Genomic DNA, 26,095 nt, shown 5'->3' with positions numbered 1-26,095 from the left:
TTACATGAATAAAAAAATATATAATAAAAAAGAAAAAAATAATTCTTATTAAATTTCCTATCATAATAACCTTATACTAATCTATAATTTATACAAATATAATTATTAAACAATTTTTATACTGCAAGTTTCATAACTATATTTGTCAACTTTTAAATTAAACAAAAAATTTATCGCCTTTCAGAAATAATTTTGACCATTTCACTTACTGCATTAGCTAATCCAGTAAAAATAGAACGGGATATTATTGAATGTCCAATATTTAATTCTTCCAATCCGGGCATATTAAGAATAGGAGCTGTATTAATATAATTCAAACCATGACCAGCATTTACCCTTATGCCTATGGATGTTGCAATTTTTGCTGCATCAAATAGCCTCTTTTTTTCCATTTCAATAATTTGACTATCTCTAGCATTGCAATAGGTACCAGTATGTAATTCTATAAAATCTGCACCAGTCTCCTTTGAAAGCTTTACAGCTTCCTCCTCTGGTTCAATAAACAAGGAAACTAAAATATTTTCATTGTGAAAAAGAGACACTATCTCACAAATTCTTTTAAAATTTTTTTTAACATCAAGTCCACCTTCGGTTGTTATCTCCTTTCTTTTTTCTGGAACCAGAGTAATTTGGTCAGGTTTTGCTTTCAATGCGATTGCAATGATTTCATCGGACAATGCCATTTCCAGGTTAAACTTCCCTTTAACCACTGAGCGTAATGCAAAAACATCATAATCTTGTATATGACGTCTGTCTTCACGCAAATGAACTGTTATACCTGCTGCACCATTTTCTTCACAAATAATAGCCCCTTGTATTGGATCAGGTTCTTTACCACCTCGTGCCTGACGCAATGTTGCTATATGATCAACATTTACACATAATTGGACGTGAGCCATCAGACAAGACCTCCTTAATTACTATTGTTTATTAGTTATAAATACTTCTACTTCGGATGGTTCATATGTAAATATTTCAAAAGGAATCTTTGATTTTTTTTCTACAATTACTGGTAAATGGATAGCACCTTCATCATTAGTCTGTAGATCTCCATTTATATATGCAGAAAATAAATTTTCGATTGTTTCAATATTATGAGAATATTTTTTAACATATATATTTACTTTCTTTATTTTAACATCATAATTCAAACCATTCTTTTTATTTTTAATTTCAATGGGTATTGCAAAGTGAACTAAATTAGATACATTAATAATTGGTATTGTAAGCGTGACAACACTTGGGACTATGTTTAGTTTTGAAAATTCTTTTACATTTATATTCACCGGTACATGTATAGTTTGGATTTCTTTTTCAATATTTACTGAATATGTCTTTACACTTTTAACACTATCAACAACAATATCTGGACCCGATACCTGGACCAATGGCGGTTCTACAATTATTTGTCCTTTTTTATATTGTGGCAATAACTCCCCTATTATTACAGGTTCTACTGGCACTGATTTATTTTTTAATTTGCAGACTGTTATGCTTAATTTATCTTTTTCTATAAGATATTCAATATTGCTCAAAGTATCATTATGTTGTAGCCGCACAGTATATTCATGGCTTTTTCCTATAACAGGGTTAGATAAATCAATATATAATTTGATATTTGCTATATTAACTGATTTAATGTATTCTTTTTTACCCCTTAAAGTGATTCGCAATTTTTGTATATCTTCCAATATTATATAATCTTGTGGTAAATTCCTAATTTCGGGATAAATGTGATATGAAATTTCATCAATCTGGCTGTTTTGTAAGTTTGCCCATAATATTACAGCCAGAAGAATTGATAACAACTTAGGTAAAAGATCATATTGTTTAATTAACATTTTCAATTTTTCAAGAAATGATATCATTTAATGTTATAAATCTCCTCTTTACTTTTGGGATTCATGTAAAATAATATCATGTTCTTTAATTCATTGAATTTTATCTTTGAATGCATTTTTCCGTTGACCATAATGGAAATATTGCCCGTTTCTTCAGAAGTAACAATGACAAGTGCATCTGTTTCCTCAGCCATTCCTAAAGCCGCCCTATGCCTTGCACCATGTTGCTTCTTTAACTGGCGTGAATCACTTAATGGCAAATAACACGCAGCAGCAGCAATCTTTGCCTCTTTGATTATTATTGCACCATCATGGAGTGGTGTATTAGGAAAAAAGATTGTGCGTATTAACTCCTCAGTTATACCAGCATTTACAACCACTCCTGATTCAATATACCCACGAAGATCAGTTCCACGCTCAATAACAATAAGCGAACCAACTTTCTCCTCTGACATTGCAATGATTGCATTAACCAATTCATCTAAAGGAAAGGCATCAATATTGATTGAAGTTGGCAGCCAATTTCTTTGACCAAACTGTGTTATAATCCTGCGTAACTCTGGTTGAAAAAGTATAATAATCATAATGACTATGTACGAAGTCAAATTCGTTATAAGCCAATTTAAAGTCTCAAGACGTAAAACTTTTGACAGCACAGCAGCAATAAAGATTATTATTAAGCCTTTTAAAATCTGAATAGCTCGGGAACGGGATAAGAATGTGTAAATCCAGTAAAATATATATGCTACAATTAATATATCGATTATGATTCGTGCATAATCCCAGCTTATTTTTATGTAACCCCACAATGTTGTTAAAAAGGGATTCATTGATTAGTAACCTGAATTAGCTTTTTTAAAGGCTTAATAATTAACTTATGCTCTTTAACATCATGTACACGTATGATATCTGCTCCATTATATATAGCAATAGCATTTAATGCTATAGTTGCAGGCAATCTATCTTCATCGGTATCATACAATTTACCTATCAATGATTTACGGGATAATCCAATTAATACTGGATATCCTAATTTTTTAAAAAAATTGATATTGTTAATGATAATATAATTTTGTTCTAAGGATTTTCCAAAACCTATTCCTGGATCTATTATAATTTTATCATCGGCAATATTTTCATTTTTTGCAATTAAGATTGATGTGCGTAAATAATTGCTAATTTCCTGTAACAAATCAGTATATTCCACATTTAATTGCATTGTCTGCGGTGTACCTCTTATATGCATAATAACACAATAAGCATTATATTTGGCAATAACAGCTGCCATATCAGGATCTTCCCTCAAACCAGATATATCATTTACCATACAAGCACCAAGCCGCAATGCTTCAGTGGCAACTTTTGATTTACGGGTGTCGATAGAAACTGGAATATTAAATTCGTGTGTAATTTGTTCAATGACAGGACACACTCTATCAATTTCTTCCTGTAAAGGAACTTCAATTGCACCAGGCCTGGTTGACTCACCTCCTACATCAATTATGTCAACACCATAATTAATCATTTCTCTGACATGATTTAATGCTTTATCAATAGAATTGTATTTGCCTCCATCATAAAATGAATCGGGGGTAATATTAAGTATTCCCATAACTAACGGTCCATTTTTTAGATCAATATTCTTTTTCATAATATCAGCATAACCGATAAAAAATTATTATAGCCTAAATCAACTGAATCATATGAAAAAGCATACCCAATGTTACAATTACCAATAACTATTGTGCAGCCGGTAGTAAAAAGCTTATTGTTTAAACCTAATTGAACTGATAAGTTTTTATATACCAATAATTCAAAACCTATATTGTATTCATAATCATCTTGTTCAATTTTTTTAATACCTGAAAATGCAATTGTAAAATTATTTGCTCTGCTTATGATGGCCGAGCTAATTTTAATGGAAGGTGAACCCAAAACATACTTTTTTTCAATGTATTCATATTCTCCCGTAGGATATAAACCTGTTCCAATATCTTGAATAACAAAACCAACTTTTAAAAATGGGATAACCTCAGTTATTACTCCAATATCAAGCCCTGTACCTGCATAAGAAACATCAGCTATCCTTTCATATAATCCTTTGATAGTAAACCCCACTGCTGCATCTCCAAAATAGGTAGCGTATGAAAACATCCCTACATTGGTAGAATACGATGTTGTCCCAGTTTTATTCCCGCTCATGTCATAAGTATCAATATCTGGTGAACGTATAGAATATAAGCCTATACCTAGGGCATTCCCATTGAATTTATATGCAATGCCACCATAACCTGCATACCGGGATGCATCCACCATTCCTCCTGATGCACCAATTTGTAATATGTTAAAGCTTGATTCATCCTGTGAGAATGTTAATAGATCTTCTTCGGATATGCTGTCTATTTTACCCTGTTTTGCCTTTTGTTTAATTTCTTCAGGCGTCAAAGGTGGTTTTCCCTGTAGATCTAATAACCCTGCAGGATTCCAGTATATAGCAAAAACATCATTTACAACCACTTCTGCGGCTTTGCCCATGGCAATATAACGGCTCCCAACCCAACCAGTACGTGTGAAACTTGCACGAGAGCCAGCATCATTGACTGCATAAACATATACAGGGAATAGCAGTAAGATAATAGCTAAAAACTTAAGCAAAAATACTCTTGCAATCATTATTGGACCAATATCCTTATAATTTTTTTCCTATATTCGCCATCTGTTTTTTCCAACTCTATTTTTATAATATATAAACCCGGAGCAACAACTTTACCCACGTCATTTCTTCCATTCCATTTTAGATCGGTAGTACCGAATAATACTTTTACAATGTCTCCATTTATATCATATATTGTACATTTCATAGATTGTGCATCAGATATTTTGATAGTTAATATGCCATGTTTATCAGGGATAAAGGGCACAGGATATGCATATACCTGATTCAGGTCAATAGCATAACTTGTATGAGCTATCGAACAAAAATATAGAAAGAATAATATTAAACTAATAATATATTTAAACATATTCATGATTCAATCCATATATAATAAATTTATTAATTTTATAATGTAGTATGGGTTAGTATTCGTCAATTAATATATTTAGATAACGTACAATTTTTAATTTATTCCAGCAACTGATGAGCTTCATTAACACATGAATCAATAAGAGTTTTGTAATTTTCAATAGAATTATTATTGGGAGAATTTATGTTACAAAAAAGCAAAAACTCAATATTTCCCTTTGGACCTTTGATAGGCGAATAAGTTAATCCCCTTATCGTTATATTAAGTATTTGAAGATTTTGTATCACTTTTAATAGAATATCTTTATGATGTTGAGGGACTTTAACCACCCCTTTTTTATGTTGGTAACTCTGGGCTTCAAATTGAGGTTTTATTAAAAGTACTGCATCAATCTTATAATCAAATATTGATGCTATTGTCTGCATAACTTTGATAATTGAAATAAATGAAAGATCTGCTGTAATCAAATCTATATGATCAACAAAATCTTGCTTTGTTAAGTGCCGCGCATTTTTGCGCTCCATGACCACAACTTTTGGATTAATTCGTAATGTATAATCAAGTTGGCCATAACCCACATCCACCGCATATACCTTATGTGCTCCATGCTGCAACAGACAATCAACAAACCCACCTGTGGATGAACCCAAATCCAATACAACTTTCCCCTTAACATCAATAGCAAAAAAATCAATTGCTTTTTTCAGCTTTTCACCGCCTCTGCTGACATATTGTTGTAAAGATTGATGAATAGTTACTGTATCATTTTCTTTAACAAGAAATGAAGGTTTACAAATTATCTGATTATTGACTCTGACACAACCAGCTATAATTAAATTTTTGGCTTTTTCACGTGAAGAACATAAATTATTTTGAAGCAGATACTGATCTAACCGGTTTTTTGGCATGAGTATTTTTCTCTGCATTAATCATGCTTACTATTTTATGAGTAATGGAATCCGAATCCAGCTGAAAATATTGCAATAACTCTGAAACTTTTCCATGCGGTATAAAGCTATCTGGAAAAGCAACATTAAAAAGATTTTTATGCCGCAATGACCTTTCAATGTGCGAATTTATAAATTCGGCTATACCACCATTTGCATAGCTGTTTTCCATAACAATATAATATGGTATAGAATCCATTATAAATTCTATTTGTTTAATAGGCATAGGTTTAATTGACAGTATACCATAAACTGAGGATTTAATATTATGCGATTGTAATTTTTTATGCACTTCTATTGCCATTGGTAACATATCGCCAACAGCAAATAATGCTATGACAGGTCGTTGACTTTTATAATATGCTTTCAATAGTGGAAGCTTTATGTTTGACTTATGCGCTGTATGTTCATATTTATCGTCATCACCTCTTGGGTATCGTATAGCAATTGGACCATTGTCATAACTAGCAGCATAGTATATCATGTCTTTAAGCTCATTTCCATTAGTTGGTGATAAAAGAACAAAATTTGGAATTGAACGGATTATTCCCACATCAAACAATCCATGATGCGTTTCACCATCATCTCCTACTATCCCTGCTCTATCAACCAACAGTTTCACAGGCAAATTCATCAATGCAACATCATGTATGATTTGGTCAACTGCTCTTTGCATGAAAGTAGAATATATTGACACAAATGGCTTTAATCCATTTTTGGCCAGTGCAGATGCTAAAGTTACTGCATGTTGCTCGCATATTCCAACATCGATAAATCTATTAGGGAACTTTTCCTCAAACTCTGACAACCCTGTTCCTAATTTCATTGCAGCGGTAATTGCAAAGACTTTTTTATCATGTTTGGCTATGTCAACCAGAGTTTTGCCAGCTATCTGTGAATAACTTATTGAGGATTTCTTAATTGGTTTTCCAGTTTTTATATCAAAAGGGCCAATTCCATGAAATTTAGCAGGGTCATTTTCAGCGTGTATATATCCTTTTCCTTTTTTTGTATATACATGAATTATCTTAGGACCTTTATTGAGTTTAGAAATTCTGTTAAACATTTCTATCATCATTGGTATATTGTGGCCGTCAATGGGGCCAAAATATCGAATTCCTAAATCTTCAAAAAAGCTGCTTGGGATAAATATACCTTTAATACGAGCTTCAATGCGATCGAATAAGGTAAAAAGTTTAGGACCAATTTTTGGTATCTTGCTTATAAATTCATACGATTTTCTTCGTAACTTATTATACGTTCCGCCAGTAATGAGTCGTATTAAATATTCTGAAAGGGCACCAACGTTTTTTGATATTGAATGCTCATTGTCATTTAAAATTATAATAATATCTTTTTTCAAATGGCCAATGTGATTCAATGCCTCAAATGCCATTCCTCCCGTCATTGAACCATCACCAATGACGGCAACAATATTATATTTTGCATTACTTATATCACGGGCAATTGCCTCACCCAATGCCAATGAAAGGCTTGTACTGCTGTGGCCTGTATTGTAATGATCATGGATGGATTCCGAAACCTTTGGAAAACCACTTATACCTTTGAATGTACGCAATGTGTCAAATTGCTGATTTCGGCCAGTTAGAATCTTATGGGCATAACACTGATGGCCCACATCCCATATAATTCTATCATGTGGCGAATTAAAAACATAGTGTAATGCTATTGTCAGCTCAACAACACCCAACGATGAGGCCAGATGTCCACCATTTTTTGAAACAACTTCAAGAATACGTGATCTCACTTCATCGGCAAGAGCCGGAAGTTGTTTGACTGATAATTTCTTTATATCCTTTGGTCCGTATATATTGCTTAGCATATAAATTATTGTTAAAAAGAATAATTATTTTTAAGTATATCACGCCTTTACTACTAATAATAGTAAAATTTTATATTGCACTATTGTCAAGTATTACTTGGCGATAGCTCATAGGATTTAATAATCCGTGTAATTGATTTTGCTTTTCCATCAATGTTGCAAGTAATAAGCACAGCATTTAATGTAGGATCATTTTGTGCCACTTTAAATTTTATCCTGGTGTGATATATAAAATTATGAATTGATGACTCTTTATCCATCCCAATGACAGAATCAAATGGACCAGTCATACCAACATCGGTAATATATGCAGTGCCATTTGGGAGTATTGTTTCATCAGCAGTTTGCACATGGGTATGGGTACCGCATACCGCTGTAGCTCGCCCATCTACAAACCATCCAAAAGCCTTTTTTTCAGAAGTTGCTTCGGCATGAAAATCTATAATTATTATACTAGACTTTTGTTTTATTTCTTCATGTAACATATCATAAGTAATGAATGGACAATTCACTGGCTCCATATTTATTCTGCCAATCAAATTTACAACAGCAATATTAATAGTATTAACATTCAGAATAGTATAACCGCAGCCAGGAACACCATGAGGAAAATTTGCAGGACGCAATATTGCGTGATTTGTTTCCAGAAGCTTGATTATGGTCCTGTTGTTAAAGATATGATTACCGGTTGTAAGGATATGAATCCCATATGAAAATAATTCCTGTGCAATTTCAGGTGTTATTGACATTCCACCAGCAGCATTTTCACAATTTGCTATAACACAATCTACTGAAAACTGCCTTACTATCTCATTAAGATGATCTTTAATTATCGCTCTTCCAGGTTTTCCAACAATATCGCCTATAAAAAGTATATTTACTGTATTCATAATTTATTATTGACACACTCAGCAATAAGCTTGAATCGCTAATTGCTGAGTGTAATTTTATTATCGGGCATAATCTACTATTCTTGTTTCCCTTATAACCGTTACCCGTACAATGCCAGGATATTTTAACTCAGACTCAATCTTTGAAGCAATATCCCGTGCCAGAATTGTAGCTTCTTCATCACTTACTTGTTCATTAGATACCATGACCCTGATTTCCCTGCCAGCCTGTATTGCATAACATTTTTCAACACCTTTGAACCCATAGGCAATATTCTCAAGGTTTTCAAGCCTCTTAAGATAGGTATCAAGTGATTCACGACGTGCACCCGGACGAGAAGCTGAAATAGCATCTGCAACCTGAACTAGAATGGCTTCAAATGATTCAGGCTCCTTATCATTGTGATGTGAAGCAATGATATTGACAACCATATCATTTTCACCAAATTTTTTAGCCAGTTCTGCTCCAACAATAGCATGAGCACCTTCACCTTCAACAATACTGCCTTTACCAATATCATGCAACAACCCTGCTCTTTTTGCTGTTGCAACATCAAGCTTTAATTCCCCTGCCATTATTGCTGCCAGATTAGCAACTTCTTTACTGTGCGAAAGAACATTTTGCCCATAACTTGATCTGTATTTCAACTTTCCAATATGGTATAAGGCATCTTTTGATAATCCAGGAATTCCCAGTTCAAATGCTGCTCGTTCACCTTCTTCCAGCATGTTCTCTTCTAATTCATTTTTGACTTTTTCCACAACTTCCTCAATCCGTGCAGGGTGAATTCGACCATTTTCAATAAGGCGTTCCAATGATAACCGTGCAATCTCTCTTCGTATGGGGTCAAAGCCTGAAATTACCACTACTTCAGGTGTGTCATCAATAATCATATCAACACCTGTGAGATTCTCCAGCGTTCGGATGTTCCTGCCTTCACGCCCTATTATTCTCCCTTTCATGTCATCTGAAGGGAGTGACACTGTAGTAATGGTACTTTCCTGTGTGTAATCAGATGCACTTCGCTGTAATGCAGCAAGCACTATCTCTTTTGCTTTTTTATCTGCAGTTCTACGTGCTTCTTCTTCCACTTTATTTATTAACTTTATTGCCTCAAATCGAACTTCATTTTCAAGATTTTTTAGCAGAAGTTGTTTGGCTTCGTCACGTGTTAATCCTGAAATCCTTTCAAGCTCCTGTTTGTGCTTTTCTTGTAGTTTATTCAATTCTTGTTCTTTTTCTAAATTTTCTTTTTCCTTGATTTGCAATAACTTTTCTTGCTTTTCTAACTGCTGAATTTTGTTTTCAATCATTTCTTCTTTTTGAAGAATTTTTCGTTCAATATTTTGTAACTCAATCCTCCTTTCACGCATTTCTTTTTCAAATTGGTTTCTTTCTTTTAAAAGTTGATCCTTAGCTTCTAACAGAAGCTCTTTACGTTTTGCTTCTGCCTCCCTGATAGCATCCTGAATGATTTTTCGGGATTGGGCTTCGGCTGTACTAAGCTTAATCTTCCCTATGTATGCTCTGATCAAATAGCCTGACAATGCTGCTACCGGCAGAGCAACAATCAGGAGGATAGTGAATATATTCATAGTAATCCTCCTTACCTGAAGTTTAACTGCAATTTTATGCTACGGATGTAGCCTCAGGACAGGTTATGCGGATTGGAATTTTTCCTTAAGTCTTGAATTGACAAAATGTGGGACAAGTCTGGATATATCACCACCATAGCTTGCAACTTCTTTGACCATCTTGGATGAAACAAAGGAGAATTCACTTTTTGACATTAAGAAGATAGTCTCTACAGAAGGTGCTAATTCCTTATTCATTAATGCTATGGCATACTCATATTCAAAATCAACTATCGCCCGCAATCCTCTAACAATAAAATTAATATTGTTCTTCCTGCAATACTCAGCAAGAAGGCCATCAAAGCTTGTTATTTCAACTTTAGATATATCTTTACAACACTCTGCAAGCATTGCAAGACGTTCTTCAACTGAAAAAAGAGGAGACTTTTCACTATTGCGAGCAACGGCAACTATAAGCTTATCAAATAACTGTGTTGCTCTTTTAATTATATCCAGGTGTCCACACGTTAAAGGATCAAAAGATCCCGGATAAATTCCAATTTGCATACAATGCTAACCTATCCTGATCGGTTCAACAAAACTAACCTTATAATTACATTTTGTCAACATTTATTCATATTTCAATATTTTTTTCATTACCATACAAAGCGCTCCTCATGGTAACTATCGCTTTGCTTGATAAGTGATTGGTGTACCGGTACAGCTTTTAAATATGAGACAGCTCTATAAAACCGTTTTTTCCAATATGGATTGTTGATAGAATCGTACCGAATATGTTTGCCACTGCTAGGAGCATGAACAAAGGTATCATTCCCAATATAAATACCTACATGGCTAATATCATCCATGTTAATCTTGAAAAAGAGCAAATCACCCGGTTGCACCATTTTATACGGAATTTTATGACCTTTTAAATATTGCTGTTGGGTACTGCGTGGTATTAGTATGCCATTTTTTTTATATACAAAATATACGTACCCAGAACAATCAAAGCCAGTTGGCGTGGTGCCACCATGTCTGTAAGGAGTCCCAATATACTGTGTTGCTGTATTAATTATTTGTTTTCGTTTCAATGGTATGTTTCTATACTGCCATTGAGAAGACATACATGAAATTAGTAAAAATACCCATAATAATAAAATAACTACATAACCTTTGCTATTCATATTATTACCATCGTCAATGCCCTACAAAATATTTATATTGACAATATCGATATTCTTTCCATGAATAGTGTTATAAATAAACCCAAAAACCATAAAAATGAGGTGTACTATGATTCAGCCTTTACGAAAAGATACTACTACTATTTTAGAATATGATGCAAAACTTCCTTATAAGGTTAAAGATATTTCTTTGGCAGAATTAGGCAGGAAAGAATTGGAATTAGCCGAAAACGAAATGCCAGGACTTATGGCATTGCGCCAGAAATACGGCAGCCAGAAACCTTTAAAAGGTTTACGCATAAGCGGAAGTCTTCACATGACTATTCAGACAGCAATGTTGATTGAAACCCTTCACCATTTAGGTGCTGATATTCGCTGGGCATCCTGCAATATATTTTCCACTCAGGACCATGCTGCTGCTGCTATAGCAAAAGCAGGTACAGCTGCAGTCTTTGCATGGAAAGGCGAAACACTTGAAGAATACTGGTGGTGTACCGAGCAGGCATTAATATGGCCTGATGGTTCAGGTCCTGATCTGATTGTTGATGATGGTGGCGATGCAACATTATTTGTACATTTAGGAGTAAAAGCCGAAAAAGACCCTTCAATACTTGAACAAACGTATGATAGTAAGGATATGCAGTGCCTTATAGACAGATTACGGTTATCCTACGCTACGAACCCAAAACGATGGACTACTATAGCCTCAAAAATCAGAGGCGTCTCCGAAGAAACTACCACGGGAGTTCATCGTTTGTATCAGCTTGAAAAATCAGGGGAACTATTATTCCCTGCCATAAATGTCAATGATTCAGTAACCAAGTCTAAATTTGATAATTTATACGGATGCCGTGAATCTTTAGCTGATGGGATCAAACGAGCTACAGGAATAATGGTTGCTGGTAAAGTTGTCGTGGTATGTGGATACGGTGATGTTGGTAAAGGTTGTGCCCAATCTATGCGTGGGTTTGGAGCACGGGTGATAGTTACTGAAATTGATCCCATCTGTGCTTTACAGGCTGTTATGGAGGGGTATGAAGTAAAAACCCTTGAAGACGTTGTTGAAATTGGTGATATTTTTGTAACTGCAACCGGTTGTTGTGATGTTATACGTGGTGAACATATGGAACGCATGAAAGATGAAGCGATAGTATGCAACATTGGCCATTTTGACAGCGAAATTGAAATGAGCTATCTTGAAAATAATAAAAAGTGCAAACGAATTAATATTAAACCTCAGGTTGACAAATGGATTCTAGAATCAGGCAGATCAATAATTGTTCTTTCAGAAGGTCGACTGGTTAACCTTGGGAATGCAAATGGTCATCCAAGTTTTGTGATGAGTACCAGTTTTACTAATCAAACCTTAGCACAAATTGAACTTGCAACAAAGAAATTGGAAAAGAAAGTTTATACATTACCAAAGAAATTAGATGAGGAAGTTGCACGATTACACCTTGGCAGATTGGGCGTGAAATTAACTCGATTAACAGAAAAACAAGCTGCCTATCTAGGCGTAGATGTTGATGGACCATACAAACCAGATCATTACAGGTATTAAATATAAAGTGCAGGGGCAGGATTTAACTTGACCCTGCACTGTAATGCTAATGTTTATTCCGCATCCTTGGGATACATTGATTCTATCTCTTTTGCATATTTTTCTTCAATAACACGCCGTTTTACTTTTAATGTTGGAGTAAGCTCACCACTTGCTTGACTCCATTCAGCATCTAATAGTTTAAACTTCCTAATTTGTTCAACACGTGAAAATTGTTTTGTATACCGCTGAATCTCATTGGAGATTAACTCAATAACCTTTTCATTTTCGATCAATTCCTTGTTATTTGAAAACTGTATCCCTTGCTTCTTAGCCCATTTACCAAGTTCCTCAAAGGCTGGGATAACAAGAGCTGATAGATATTTTCTTCTATCGCCGATAACTGCCACCTGCTCTATATATTTTGATTCTTTCAGACTGTTTTCAATATTTTGAGGTGAGATGTTTTTACCACCTGCTGTAACGATGATATCCTTTATTCTGCCAGTAATATATAATCTGCCTTTTTCATCAATTACTCCTATATCACCTGTTTTGAAAAAGCCATCTTTAGTAAATACTTCCTTTGTTGCTTTGGGGTTTTTATAATACCCTTTCATCACCTGTGGCCCTTTTATTAAAATTTCACCATCATCTGCAATTTTAATAATAGTATCTTTTAATGCTGGGCCTACTGAACCGGGTTGTATCATACCTGGCCTATTTACATTGGTCACTGGAGTTGTTTCGGTAAGACCAAAACCTTCAAGTATTACAATACCCATACCAAGGAAAAATTCAGCATCCGATACCGCTAGTGGTCCTCCGCCTGATACAGCAATTCGTATTCTATCAAAACCCAAAGCTGCTTTTAATTTGGACCAAATGAGTTTATCCGCTAAACGAACCTGTAAGCCAAGAAGCCCTTTTGGCTTTTTATCCTGACAAACATACGGAGTATTTCGCTTTGCAACATATAATGACCAGTTGAACAAAGCTTTCTTTATTCCTTTAACGTCAGCGGCTCTAGCAAGAATCCCAGCATGAATTTTTTCATATAACCGAGGTACACTCACTATGAAATTAGGCCGTACTTCTGCTAAATTTTGTGGTACAGTAGAAAAATCTTCAGCATAGGCAATTTTAGCACCTCCAGCAATAGCAAGATAATAGCCCGCAGTTCTTTCTAATGAATGTGATAATGGTAAAAATGAAAGGCATACATCATTATATGTTACATAATCACTGAAATCATATAAAATCTGATTTACATTAGCTACAAAATTGCCATGAGTAAGCATAACACCTTTGGGATTTCCTGTAGTGCCTGAAGTATAAATAATAGTAGCCAAGTCAGTTTTTTTAATAGATTTAATTCTGTTATCAAATTCTTTTTTGTTTTTATAGGTTTTCCCTTTTTCAATTGCCTGAGAAAGGGTAATAACACCCGGTTTTATTTTTTTTAATTCGTCAAATATAATAATCTGTTTTAGCTTGGGTAATCTTTTTTTTACTTTTAAAACTCTATTTAAATGGTCTTCAGTGCCAACAATACAACAAACGCTATCTGAATTATCAATAATATAATATGCTTCTTCAGATGAGTTGGTTGCATATATTGGTACATTTACTGCACCAATTGATAATATTGCCATATCTGCTACAAACCACTCATATCGATTGGGCGAAAAAAGGGCTATCTTAGCACCTTTCTTTATGCCCAGGGATAAAAGGTAATAGGCAAAATTACGTATAAGTTGGTCCATTTCATTCCAGGATACATCAACGTATACTCCATCTTTCTTGTATGCTACACACCCTTTATCACCTAATTGTTTAACCTGTCTTTGAAATATTGCGGGCATCGACGATTCTGTATATTGAATCATAAGATCCTCCGAATAGATAATATTTTATATACAATCTTATTTATTTTTAATATATTTATTATAAGTCAATATAATATGTTTTATGTCAACATTTATTTTTAATTATATTTATGTTTATATTGATTTTAGTAAAGATTGTATATATTGTTAAAGTAATGAATTTATATTAACTTTTTTGATACATTGGCAATAATATTATAACTTCAGTACCTAATCCTCTTTTACTATTTATCTCTATCTCACCATTATAGCTTTTTACTATTGAATAGGATATTGACAAACCCAAACCTGTACCTTCCTTTGATTTGGTAGTAAAAAATGGTTCAAATAATAAATGTTTATTTTCATCATGAATACCTATTCCAGTATCTTTGATGGTTAACCGTGCAAATTGTTTACTGTCTCTAAGTTCAGTTGATATATCAATAGTTATGCTTCCCTCACCTTTTTCAACTACAGCATCTTCAGCATTAGTTAAAATATTCATAACAACCTGAATTAATCTTGTAAGTGGCATCTTAACAAATATTTTTTGTTTAGGAATGTTTATATTTATTGGTATACCCTTCTTTTGAATATTTTTAGATAATATTTTTAATGGATACATTCTGAAAATTTCATTGAGATGTATAATATCATCATTCAATGCTGCAGGTTTAGCATAATCTTTAAGTTGCTTAACAATATTACTAATACGCTGAATTTCCTCCAAAAGTGATTTGATGATATCTTTTATTTCCTGATCGTAATCTCCTTCCCCAAGCTTTTGATCTAACTCAGCTATATCCAATTGCATAATTGATAAAGGATTATTGATTTCATGGGCAACTCCTGCTATTATTCTTCCAATTGCAACTAACTTTTCATATCTATCAAGTGCTTCCTTCATTTTTACTTGCTCTGAGAGTGAAGTAATTTTTTCATATGCAATAGCAATTAAATTAGCAACTCCAGTTAATACTGTAACAACAACGTTATTTATTGCCTCAATTTTTTTATTGAAAGCGACTATTATTACTATTTTAAGATCTTTTACAACAAAGATAGGTATGAAAATAATATTTTGGAATCCTAGTATATTGTTGAACAATAATTGATCCTCATCGTTGAGTTCAACATCTGGATTAGTTATTGTAAGGATTGATTTATTCTTTGATAACTTTTGTATAACAAAAGAAGTTTTATAACTTATTTCAGTATTTTTAACCATATACTCATTATTTTTATATATATGGCTGTAATATATATTATTGGTATTCACTAGAATTTCAATATAATCAGGACTCAGTATTGTATTAATAAATAAATATATTTGTGATATAAGATTTTCAACATCATCAATACGTACAATATTTATTGTAAATTGCGTTAATGAATTAATCAATTCAATAACCTGCTTGGATTGTTGTATAATTTCATTTTCAATTTTTTTTTGATGTGTAATATCGCGTATGAAAGCAAAATGTCCTAAGTAATTACCCAAAATGTCATATAACTTTGACATGGATACAATTACATTTTTATCCTCATTGTCTGCTGAATGAACTATAGCTTCAAAATCAAGAAGCATCTCTTGGGAAGAAATCGTTGCATCATCAAAAATTTCTTTATCTAGTGGCGTAATATACAAGCTGAACATCTCACCTTTGACATTCTTGCCCAAACGACCAATTAATTGCAAAAAAGCATTATTATAATCAATGATTGCACCATATTCATTTATAACTACAAAACCCAATTTAACGGTTTCAATTATTCTTCTGTTATAGTTTCTTTCATTTTCAATAATCTTATGCAAACGTGTTATGTCCGTTATGTCTTTAACAAAACCATAATAGTGTTCGTTATCATTACCTGATATTGATAAATAGTTAAGGCTTATTATATAATTATGGAATTCTTTATTTGATCGGCTTACTTCAGTGATTTGTGAAACTCGTGATTTTTTAAGATAATTAATTTTTTTATCAAATTCTCTTTTATAAAAAGGGTCAAAGAGATCGGAAAGCTTTAATGTACCCAAGCTATCAGTAGATATATTAAACATCTTATAAAATGAAGGGTTGCAATCTATAATATTTTGATCTTTATCAATGACAAAAAATCCATCAATTGTATTATCAATGATGCTTTTAAAATAGTTTTTTTCTATATCAATTTTCTTTTCTAAATTTTTAAGATCTGTAATATCACTAGCTATAAAAACAAATACAGTTTCATTATTTAAGGATTGAATAGGATAAACGAATACTTTGAAATATAGTTCATCATTGATAATTTTGATTTTTATTTCTTTATGATCCTCTGTCATAAACAAATCATCTTTTGAATAATTCAATAATTTTAAAATATTATTTTCTTTTTTATATGTCTCACCAAAATATTTAATAAATGTATCATTGGCATATAATATTTGTCCGTCCTGACTGGTAAAACATACTAAATTGCGTGATCTGTTAATAGCATTTTGAAATAACACCAGTGTATTTTGTTTCTCAACAATTTCTTCAAGATTCCTCATGATAGATATTTTATATATATTGCCATCAAAATCCACGAATGGGGAATTGATTACATCATAATATTGATTATTTTTTTTCAACTTTACTTCATATCGTATGGTATTGCCATCTAATACTAAGGATAATTTACAATCAGGACAATAATCTTCACAAAAACCAAAAACTTGATAACAATATTGTCCTTTTATATCTCCATATAATTTCTTTATTGCCGTATTTGCATATATAATCTTGCCATTTTTGTCTGTAATGTGTATCAAATCATCAAGTAGATCATACGCTGAAAAAAATGGGCTAATTTCATGATCGGCTTTTTGCTCTATATGTTCTGTTTTAACACCATTCTGTAAAACAGCGCTTTTGTTTTGAAATATCTGTACTATTATATGATTTTTTTTTATTTTAGTAATAATTAATTCATATAAATCTAAAATAACTTTGTTTTCATGGATAACGTGATGAAAAACCTTTTCTATTTCTCCCCTTTGTTCTTTATTTAACAAAAAAATATCGTATATGGTATATTTTTTGTAATCCGCTAATATATAATCAGGTATTATCTCATCTATTAAACATGATTGATTGATATATTTGATTGCTCCATCATTGTTACAAATGATAATTGGAATTTTAATCGCATCAAGATATCTATAATTATTCATCATTTCTGTTATAGTTTGTATTAAATAATAACATAAATGCACATAGTACAATAAGGTTATTGCACCGTTTGACTATGATGCTCTAACTCATATGATAGTATATTTGTGATTCATTGTCAAGACATATCACCTTGATAAAATTTATTATGATTATCTCTTGACAAAATTCTTATATATTTTCAGTAATAATTTACAAAATTACACTTCAACATGTTAATAAGTATTGCGACATGTAGGTACGATACTTTTTAATTTGAGGTATTACATTGGCTAAAAAACAAAAGGTAGATAACAACAAGAAGAAAAAAAGTACAAAAAGGGAAAAAGATAACATTAAACATAGTTCAAAAATTAAACCTGAAAGTGGCAGTTCTCAAAGCAGAATTAAAAAGGAACAATTACCTGCTGAGGATATACATTTAAAAAAAACTGAAAGTAGCAAAAACCAAGGAAAACAAGAAAAAAATCTTTTAGAAGCATTAATAAAAGAAGCAGACGTAAATGTGAACAATAATTCTGCCGAAGAAGTTGAAATAGATCCTGAAGCACTTCGCCGTGGTGATAAACCTATGAATATAGTTGAACATTTAGATGAATTCCGATCAAGGCTCTTAATAGTACTTGTTACTGTAATAGCTCTTACTGTATTGGGATTCTATTTTTCTGATATTTTACTTAACGCAATCAATAAGCCTTTTTTGGAATCAGGGTACAAACTCAATATATTTAATCTTGTAGAAGGTTTTGTACTGAGGATTAAAGCTTCATTTGTAACGGGACTTCTCATTGGCCTTCCACTACTTGTGTATCACCTGTGGCAATATATTAAACCTGCAATTGATATCGATAACAGAAAATTTGCTGTAAATTCAATTGTTGCTGCCATTATACTGTTTTACATAGGTCTTGGAGCAACATATTTTTACCTGCTTCCTCTTTCAATAAAAGTATTACTTAGTTTTACTCCTCCTGATATGGAGAATATGATAAATGCTTCAAAATATTTTAACTTTGCAATTTTATTTGCCGTAGCTATCGGAATAACTTTTGAAATGCCAATTATTATCATGATATTGACACGTATTGGCATTGTATCTCCAGCATTTTTAATAAGCAAAAGGAAATATGCGATAGTTCTGATTTGGATATTTGCAGCAGTGATAACTCCAACAACTGATCCTCTGACTCTAACTCTTGTTGCTATCCCATTAATGCTCTTATATGAGCTATCGATAGTAATTTCTAAATTTATAGTTATACGCAAAAAGCGTAAGGAACTATCTCAATAACTATTTGACAATTTATTCAATGTATAGCGATATGTAGTCATTGGTAAAAATATTATTCTACTATTATAATATTTTTAAATTTACGTTAGAGGTGGAATATGGCTATAAAATATCTTGATCAAATTAATGTCAGCAATAAAAAAGTATTAATACGGGCTGATTTTAATGTTCCGTATGATAAAAACATGAATATTACTGACGATACCAGAATCACTTCAACCCTGCCAACTATTGAATATTGCTTAAAACAAAATGCAACTGTGATTTTAGTATCGCATTTGGGTAGGCCAAAAGGGAAACCCGTTCCTGAGATGTCGTTAAAACCAGTTGCAAAACGGCTTTCAGAATTACTGAAAAAAGACGTAATCTTTATTGATAAACCTATAACTCAGGGCATTCAGGATGATATAAACAAATTAAAGCCGGGTGATGTTGCACTTCTTGAAAATATACGGTTTTATCCAGAAGAAGAAAAAAATGATGAAAATTTTGGTAAACTACTTGGCTCACTTGCTGATGTATATGTAAATGATGCATTTGCTACAGCACATCGGGGCCATGCGTCAAATGAAGCTATAACACGTTATGTAAAAGAATGTGTGGCAGGATTTTTGATGAAGGATGAGCTTGAATATTTTAAAAAGGCATTGGTGCAACCAGAAAAACCTGTTACTGCAATCATAGGTGGTGTTAAAATTTCTACAAAAATAGATGTACTTAAAAATATTATTCCAAAAGTTGATAACCTTCTTATAGGCGGCGGCATGTCATACACATTTTTAAAAGCACTTGGTTATAAAATTGGCAAATCAGTTGTTGAAGATGACCAGCTCAATACTGCAAAAGAAATTATTGAAATGGCCAAAAAGCACAATGTAAACTTGGTGCTGCCTGAGGATATAGTAGTTGCCAATTCATTTGATAGTCCAGAAGGCAAAGAAGTTGTTCCAATCACAAATATTCCTGATAATAAAGAAGGCGTTGATATTGGCCCAGCTACACGCAAAAAATTTTCAGATATAATAAAACAGTCTAAAACTGTTATATGGAATGGCCCATTAGGTGCATTTGAAACCAAAGAGTTTGCTGATGGCACAAATGAAATCGCCAAGGTTGTTGGTGAATCTGGATGTACCAGCGTTATTGGTGGTGGTGACACAGGTGCTGCCATTAATGCTTCTGGATATGCTAATAAAATGTCTTATATATCTACAGCAGGTGGTGCTTTCCTGGAGCTTATGGAAGGTAAAACTTTACCAGCAGTTAAAGCATTGGATAAATAAGCAGTTACTATCGCATATACATAATAAAAGCGGGTTAAAAAACCCGCTTTTTTTTCTACATATTTGCAGATATTTAATTTACATAAAACTTAAATATTAAGCGCCTTCTTTATTGTTGATACAAGGTTATCAGGGTTAACCGGTTTCTGGAAAACCCCATTAAACCCTAATTTATCAATTTCAACATTGGTTGCCGTTGCAGTGCCAATACTGCTTAAAAGATAAATTGGTATAGCTGGATTGCTTTTCTTAATTTCCTGTGCAACCTTAGTCCCAGCATCTATTCTTTCCATCATCATGTCACACAAAATGAGGTCTGGTTTACTTGCTGTAACCGCATCAATACCTTCTTTTCCGCTCATTGCGGTCACAACGTCAAACCCATTTGCAGAGAGAATAGCTTTAATAGAATCTAAAATATCCGGATCATCGTCAATTACTAAAATAACTTTCTTGTTTGCCATACTATCACTCCTGGTTAGTAAAATTAAATCCCCTTGCCCACTTGGTAACGAGCAAAGTGGTTTACAATAAATTCTGATACAAATTTGTATGCATCATTTAAATTACGTTTTGCCATATCTGTCATTGGTAATCCCATTTCCCACTCATAGCCCCTAATAGCCAGCATATAGCTCTCAGGCTTTTTATCATACAAATCATGGCAAAGCGCAAGTATAGATTCAGCCGACAGCTCATGAGTAGTAAATGTAATTGTATGTGCCGGCTGAATCCTATTTAATTCAAATGGTTTATCAATGTTAAGTGCTGCATCAGCAAATATTACCATATCATATTCTGAAATGGTTAAGGCATCTTCAATATTGAGCTGATAGTTATAATCTACATCTACATACTGATGTAACAAATGATCATTTTCAACAAGCATTGCAAGCTCAATGCCCAGCCCATCATCCTGCCTGCCGGGATTGCCATAACCATATAACAAGCACTTAACATTTTTCAACATTATTGCTTCCTTTTTTGATCTATGACATTACCCTCTGAATCAACCAATGTTACTTCTAAAGGCATTTTGCCCAATGCATGCGTTGCACAGCTTAAGCATGGGTCATACGCTCGTATGGCTACTTCAACAGCATTGAGCATGCCTTCGGTAATCTCTTTCTTGCCGCTAATTTGATTCACCGCTACCCAGTTTACTGCCCTGTTCATTGGCTCATTGTTATTTGTGGTTGAGACAATGAGGTTTGCCATCTCAATCTGGTCATTATCATTGATGCGATAGTGATGGAATAAGGTACCTCGTGGAGCTTCAATCAGTCCAACACCTTCTTTAACCTTCTTACCTTTGGTTACTAGTTTATCACCCTGAAGGTCAGGATCATTAAGGAGCTGTTCAATTACCTCTGCTGAATGCAACAACTCAATGAGCCGTGCCCAATGCATGTGCATTGACATATTATTTGGCTTGCCTTTTGTATAAGCTTTAAATTCTTCAAATTCTTTTTGAGCAAGTGGTGTAGGTATAAATTCAGCAGTATTCAGTCGAGCAAGTGGCCCTACCCTGTACCATCCATCTTTTTTGCCTAATGATTTAAGGTATGGGAACTTCATGTAACTCCAGGAACGTACTTCCTCGCCTATGTATTGTAAATAGTCCTGATAGTCTACATCATTTAATATTTTCTTACCATCAGCATCAACTGCACGTAATACACCATGATAAAGATCAAGCGCTCCGTCTTTTCGTACTAAACTCAAATGATTGGACGGAAATGCTGCAAAGTTATCAATGAAATCTTTATTCTTCTTATGATAATCTTTAAAGAGATTTACTGCTGCCACTGACCATTCAATCATCTTTTTGATGTTCATTGGGTCAGCGCCTTTAAGAAACTCATCTCGTTCCTGAATACTCAGGTTTTTGTTTATACCACCTGGAATTGCTCCAGTACCATGAATCTTTTTACCAGCAGTTGCCCTGATTATCTCCTGACCAAACTTTCTCATCATTACACCCTGTACTGCCAGATCAGGGAATTTCAATGCTACACCAATAACATTGCGTATTGTTGGATCTGCATCAACCCCAAAGAGTAAATCTGGAGATACCAAATGGAAGAAATGTAATGCATGGGATTGGAACATCTGCCCATAATGCATAAGTCGTCGCATTTTTTCTGCAGTAGGTGTTAATCCATCTGGGCCAACACCAACGATTACATCCATCGCTTTAGCTGCTGCTAAATGATGGCTTACAGGGCATATACCACAAAGACGCTGCACCAAAACAGGTGCTTCCCAATATGGTCTGCCCTGAACAAAACGTTCAAATCCTCTAAATTCTACTACATGGAATCGCGATTCAAGAACATTGTTTTGAGGATCAAGCTGAATGGTCACTTTACCATGACCTTCAACCCTTGTTACAGGTTCTATCGTTATTTTTCTAGCCATAAGCTTTCATCTCCTAAAAACAAAATTAGTCAAACTTAACAACTTCATATGGCAAATCTAATTCTTTGCCAGTCAGAAGTGCTACCAGCGCTTCCCAGATTAAATCTGCACGTGGTGGGCAGCCGGGAAGGAAATAATCAATTTTGACTATTTCATGGCATGGGTATACTCTATCCAGAATCATTGGCAATTCATCATCATTGGGAATGATATTATCATCTACTGTTGGGCACTTTAAATAAGCTTCTTCCAGACATTCTTTTACAGGAATACCATTGCGCATTGCTGGTAATCCACCCATTATTGCACATTCGCCAACTGATATAAGAATTTTACAATTTTTTCGGAATAACTTTAAGTTTTCTACATTTTCACTGTTACAGCATCCACCTTCAATCAGCCCAATATCACACTGTTTGGTGAATGTTTTAATATCATCAATTGGTGACTTATTAAATTCTACCAATTCAATCAGCTTTAAAATTCTATCATCAATGTCCAGAATGGACATATGGCATCCAAAACATCCTGCCAATGAAGCAGTTGCGACAACTGGTTTACTCATTGTGTTCCTCCATAGATCTTCGTTAAGATATCACGCTTTTTCAATTTCGCTGCCAATAGGTCTAGTATCAAATTTACGTTTGCCAATAGGAATGGCAAAACCAACTTCTTTCTTCAAGATAGCACCTACCGGGCATAAATCCATTGCTTTCTGAGCCATTTCATCGGTCATGCTTGCTGCAAGATCCTTATCAACAGTGATTTCTACATGCCCACCTCTGTTCACAATACCAAAGATACGTTTGCCATCAGATGTTGTGATGCCGCGTACACATCGCAAGCACTGAACACATCGGTTACGTTCAATCACAATCTTTGGAAGTGAGGCATCAAGAGTACGTTTGGGGAACAGGAATGGGAAACGTGGTACCATCATCATATACCTGTACCCTAATGCCTGTAATTCACAATTTCCACTCTTCTCACAGGTTGGGCACATATGGTTGCCTTCAACAAAAAGCATCTCTATGATAGCTTTGCGGTAATCTTCAAGTTCTGCAGTTTTATTTTCCACCACCATACCTTCGGTTACAGGTGTGGTACAGGCAGCCATATTTCTACCCGCTACTTTTACCGTACAAATGCGACATGTTCCCGCAGGCTTCAAGCCTTCAAAATGGCATAAGGTAGGAATATAAATGCCATTATCCTTGGCAGCTTCAACAATAGTTTGGCCTGGTTTTGCTTTACATGGTTTTCCATCTATAGTAAAATTTATCGTACTCATATTAGTGTTCCTCTACCCTTGGGATTCTTCCTGCTGCTTTGCATGATTCTTCAACAGCAGCTAAAAGATCAAATGTGGATACATAATCTGTATCCTTCTTTACCTTTGCTTCATAAATTTCCCTGAAATTTTGAATTGTTGTATATATAGGATTTGGTGATGTCTGCCCTAATCCGCAACGGCTGGTAGCTTTAACTATCTTACACCAGCTTTCAAGTTCATCAATGTCCTTGATTGATGCTTTCCCTGACATTATTTTTTCAAGTTTTTGCTTCAATATCACATTACCAGCTCGGCAGGGTACACACCATCCACAAGACTCTTCTACAAAGAAATCCATAAAGTTATGGACTATATCAAACAAATCACGATTAGGCCCAATAATAATTATTGAACCACCAGTTGCAAGGTCATCAAAACAAATTCTTCGCCCAAAGTCTTTTTTACCTATGCAGGTACCTGAAGGACCGCCCACCTGAACAGCTTTTGCGGTTCTTCCACCAACCATTTCTAGCAATGTTGAGATAGTAATCCCAAATTCTACTTCATAAATACCTGGATTTTGGCAATCACCTGAAACGCTTAATAGTTTTGTTCCTTTTGACTGAGCTGTCCCCATCTTGGCAAACCATTCGCCACCTTCTAACATAATGCGAACTGCACAGCATAACGTTTCAACATTGTTGACTGTAGTAGGATAGCCAAGATATCCTTTCTGTACCGGGAATGGAGGACGGTTACGAGGTTCACCACGCTTGCCTTCAGCTGATTCAATGAGCGCTGACTCCTCACCACATATATAGGCACCTGCACCCATCTGAATACGGATATCAAAATCAAATCCTTTACCTGCAATGTTTTTACCTAGAAGGTTTTTTGAGCGTAAATCATCCAAAATTTTTTCAAGATACTTTTTCAAATACAAGTACTCAGCTCTTAGATATAATATACCCTCATTAGCACCAACAGCATATCCAGCTATTGCCATACCTTCAAACAACATATGAGGCAACTCGGTTAAAATAACACGATCTTTAAATGTTCCTGGTTCGCCTTCATCAGCATTGCAGATTACATAATGTTTCGCACCTTCTGCTTTTCTGCAAAATTCCCATTTCATACCTGTAGGGAAACCTGCACCACCTCTACCTCTAAGATTTGCAATTTTAACTTCTTCAATTACATCTTCCGGCTTTCGGGAAAGTGCAGCTTTAATTGCGGAACCCTGTTCGTATGGTGCAAAAAGCACAGGACCTTTACGCATAATATTATTTTTCACCATTGCACGAATTAAATCAGACTGATTAGCCCCATCACCATATTCTTTCACCAGGTCCTTCACATCCTTTCCTGCTTTCATCCCGGCTACTATCTCTTTAACCGTATCTGGTGTAAGACTGGTAAAAACAACACCATTTATGATAGCAGCAGGTTCCTGATCATTCATGCCGATACAAGAAGTATCGTACAAACCAATAAGGCCATCGGAAGTTGTCCTTCCAAAGCTGCAACCTGCAGCTTCTTCAAAAGCTTTTGCAACTGCAGCACGACCTTTCATATTAGCAACCGCACTGTTGTTCAGATATACCGTATATTTCCCTCGTGGGACTTTAGTGAAGAAGTGATAGAAAGTTACCACTCCTTCAACATCCACTTTGGAAACGTTAAGTTGATTGGCAATCTGAACAACAGCCTCATCCGACACACACCCTAATTCTAATTGTACATCAGTAACGATGTCCATTAAACGGGTCTTGTCGTTGTTGTACTTTGAAACAACCTGTTTAACAACCGCATCTAAGCTTGCCATAGTACCTCTTTTTAATATTTAATAATAATTTTGATTATTAAAAATTTAATAATAGTTACGTAAAAAACAATGGTGCACT

General features: G+C 34.1%; 23 protein-coding genes. 3 read left to right on the top strand and 20 right to left on the bottom strand.

Annotated elements, in window-relative coordinates; genetic code table 11:
* Nucleotides 1–170 precede the first annotated feature (170 nt).
* The 12 genes from N3F66_02190 to N3F66_02135 form a co-directional block, all read right to left on the bottom strand.
* Nucleotides 171–899: a pyridoxine 5'-phosphate synthase gene (locus tag N3F66_02190; GenBank protein MCX8122959.1), complete on the bottom strand. Its 729-nt coding sequence runs from the start codon at nucleotides 897–899 to the stop codon at nucleotides 171–173.
* A 21-nt stretch (nucleotides 900–920) separates the two neighbouring features.
* Nucleotides 921–1,868, bottom strand: coding sequence for a CdaR family protein (locus tag N3F66_02185; GenBank protein ID MCX8122958.1), 948 nt, complete (start codon nucleotides 1,866–1,868; stop codon nucleotides 921–923).
* On the bottom strand, nucleotides 1,865–2,671 hold the full coding sequence (gene cdaA / locus N3F66_02180) for a diadenylate cyclase CdaA (protein MCX8122957.1): 807 nt from the start codon (nucleotides 2,669–2,671) through the stop codon (nucleotides 1,865–1,867). Before cdaA ends, N3F66_02185 begins: the two co-directional genes overlap by 4 nt.
* Nucleotides 2,668–3,492 (bottom strand): dihydropteroate synthase, encoded by an 825-nt coding sequence (gene folP, locus N3F66_02175; protein ID MCX8122956.1) that lies wholly within the window; start codon nucleotides 3,490–3,492, stop codon nucleotides 2,668–2,670. The genes cdaA and folP overlap by 4 nt, the downstream gene beginning before the upstream one ends.
* The gene (locus N3F66_02170; protein ID MCX8122955.1) at nucleotides 3,489–4,514 is read right to left on the bottom strand and encodes a hypothetical protein; all 1,026 of its coding nucleotides are present in this window, start codon (nucleotides 4,512–4,514) and stop codon (nucleotides 3,489–3,491) included. The genes folP and N3F66_02170 overlap by 4 nt, the downstream gene beginning before the upstream one ends.
* Nucleotides 4,514–4,870: a T9SS type A sorting domain-containing protein gene (locus tag N3F66_02165; GenBank protein MCX8122954.1), complete on the bottom strand. Its 357-nt coding sequence runs from the start codon at nucleotides 4,868–4,870 to the stop codon at nucleotides 4,514–4,516. Before N3F66_02165 ends, N3F66_02170 begins: the two co-directional genes overlap by 1 nt.
* A 95-nt stretch (nucleotides 4,871–4,965) precedes the next feature.
* Entirely contained in the window at nucleotides 4,966–5,775 is an 810-nt protein-coding gene (locus tag N3F66_02160) for a TlyA family RNA methyltransferase (protein ID MCX8122953.1), read from the bottom strand.
* A complete protein-coding gene (gene dxs, locus N3F66_02155; protein ID MCX8122952.1) occupies nucleotides 5,735–7,657 on the bottom strand; it encodes a 1-deoxy-D-xylulose-5-phosphate synthase in 1,923 nt (640 codons plus the stop codon). Before dxs ends, N3F66_02160 begins: the two co-directional genes overlap by 41 nt.
* Nucleotides 7,658–7,743: 86 nt before the next feature.
* A complete protein-coding gene (locus tag N3F66_02150; protein ID MCX8122951.1) occupies nucleotides 7,744–8,547 on the bottom strand; it encodes a TIGR00282 family metallophosphoesterase in 804 nt (267 codons plus the stop codon).
* Nucleotides 8,548–8,607: 60 nt separating this feature from the next.
* On the bottom strand, nucleotides 8,608–10,143 hold the full coding sequence (gene rny / locus N3F66_02145; protein ID MCX8122950.1) for a ribonuclease Y: 1,536 nt from the start codon (nucleotides 10,141–10,143) through the stop codon (nucleotides 8,608–8,610).
* Nucleotides 10,144–10,206: 63 nt separating this feature from the next.
* On the bottom strand, nucleotides 10,207–10,689 hold the full coding sequence (coaD, locus tag N3F66_02140; GenBank protein ID MCX8122949.1) for a pantetheine-phosphate adenylyltransferase: 483 nt from the start codon (nucleotides 10,687–10,689) through the stop codon (nucleotides 10,207–10,209).
* A gap of 89 nt (nucleotides 10,690–10,778) precedes the next feature.
* Entirely contained in the window at nucleotides 10,779–11,309 is a 531-nt protein-coding gene (locus tag N3F66_02135) for a C40 family peptidase (protein ID MCX8122948.1), read from the bottom strand.
* Between the two features lie 109 nt (nucleotides 11,310–11,418).
* On the opposite strand from N3F66_02135, the gene ahcY reads away from it, so the two are divergent.
* Complete coding sequence (gene ahcY, locus N3F66_02130; protein ID MCX8122947.1) at nucleotides 11,419–12,870, top strand: adenosylhomocysteinase; 1,452 nt, start codon at nucleotides 11,419–11,421, stop codon at nucleotides 12,868–12,870.
* Nucleotides 12,871–12,923: 53 nt separating this feature from the next.
* Here ahcY and N3F66_02125 read toward each other — a convergent pair whose 3' ends face one another.
* Nucleotides 12,924–14,738, bottom strand: coding sequence for a long-chain fatty acid--CoA ligase (locus N3F66_02125; protein ID MCX8122946.1), 1,815 nt, complete (start codon nucleotides 14,736–14,738; stop codon nucleotides 12,924–12,926).
* A gap of 166 nt (nucleotides 14,739–14,904) precedes the next feature.
* The gene (locus N3F66_02120) at nucleotides 14,905–17,922 is read right to left on the bottom strand and encodes a PAS domain S-box protein (GenBank protein ID MCX8122945.1); all 3,018 of its coding nucleotides are present in this window, start codon (nucleotides 17,920–17,922) and stop codon (nucleotides 14,905–14,907) included.
* 266 nt (nucleotides 17,923–18,188) lie between these two features.
* Between N3F66_02120 and tatC the strand changes: the two genes are divergently transcribed.
* Together tatC and N3F66_02110 are read left to right on the top strand one after the other, a co-directional pair.
* On the top strand, nucleotides 18,189–19,211 hold the full coding sequence (gene tatC / locus N3F66_02115; protein ID MCX8122944.1) for a twin-arginine translocase subunit TatC: 1,023 nt from the start codon (nucleotides 18,189–18,191) through the stop codon (nucleotides 19,209–19,211).
* 98 nt (nucleotides 19,212–19,309) lie between these two features.
* Nucleotides 19,310–20,494 (top strand): phosphoglycerate kinase, encoded by a 1,185-nt coding sequence (locus N3F66_02110; GenBank protein MCX8122943.1) that lies wholly within the window; start codon nucleotides 19,310–19,312, stop codon nucleotides 20,492–20,494.
* Between the two features lie 89 nt (nucleotides 20,495–20,583).
* Here the strand turns inward: N3F66_02110 and N3F66_02105 are convergent, their stop codons facing one another.
* From N3F66_02105 to N3F66_02080, 6 genes are read right to left on the bottom strand one after another with little or no spacing between them, the layout of a single operon-like run.
* Nucleotides 20,584–20,958, bottom strand: a complete 375-nt coding sequence (locus N3F66_02105) for a response regulator (protein MCX8122942.1) — start codon at nucleotides 20,956–20,958, stop codon at nucleotides 20,584–20,586.
* A gap of 23 nt (nucleotides 20,959–20,981) precedes the next feature.
* On the bottom strand, nucleotides 20,982–21,464 hold the full coding sequence (locus N3F66_02100) for a hydrogenase maturation protease (GenBank protein ID MCX8122941.1): 483 nt from the start codon (nucleotides 21,462–21,464) through the stop codon (nucleotides 20,982–20,984).
* Complete coding sequence (locus tag N3F66_02095; GenBank protein MCX8122940.1) at nucleotides 21,464–22,915, bottom strand: Ni/Fe hydrogenase subunit alpha; 1,452 nt, start codon at nucleotides 22,913–22,915, stop codon at nucleotides 21,464–21,466. The genes N3F66_02100 and N3F66_02095 overlap by 1 nt, the downstream gene beginning before the upstream one ends.
* A 25-nt stretch (nucleotides 22,916–22,940) precedes the next feature.
* Entirely contained in the window at nucleotides 22,941–23,480 is a 540-nt protein-coding gene (locus tag N3F66_02090; protein ID MCX8122939.1) for an NADP oxidoreductase, read from the bottom strand.
* 30 nt (nucleotides 23,481–23,510) lie between these two features.
* Nucleotides 23,511–24,206, bottom strand: coding sequence for a 2Fe-2S iron-sulfur cluster-binding protein (locus tag N3F66_02085; protein MCX8122938.1), 696 nt, complete (start codon nucleotides 24,204–24,206; stop codon nucleotides 23,511–23,513).
* Nucleotide 24,207: 1 nt separating this feature from the next.
* Nucleotides 24,208–26,016: an NAD(P)H-dependent oxidoreductase subunit E gene (locus N3F66_02080; GenBank protein ID MCX8122937.1), complete on the bottom strand. Its 1,809-nt coding sequence runs from the start codon at nucleotides 26,014–26,016 to the stop codon at nucleotides 24,208–24,210.
* Between the last annotated feature and the right edge of the window lie 79 nt (nucleotides 26,017–26,095).

It is taken from the genome of Spirochaetota bacterium, assembly GCA_026414805.1.
In the GTDB taxonomy this organism is placed as follows: Bacteria; Spirochaetota; UBA4802; order UBA4802; family UB4802; genus UBA4802.
Note: the sequence above shows the minus strand (reverse complement) of the source record. Positions and strands in the feature narration are given on the sequence as shown.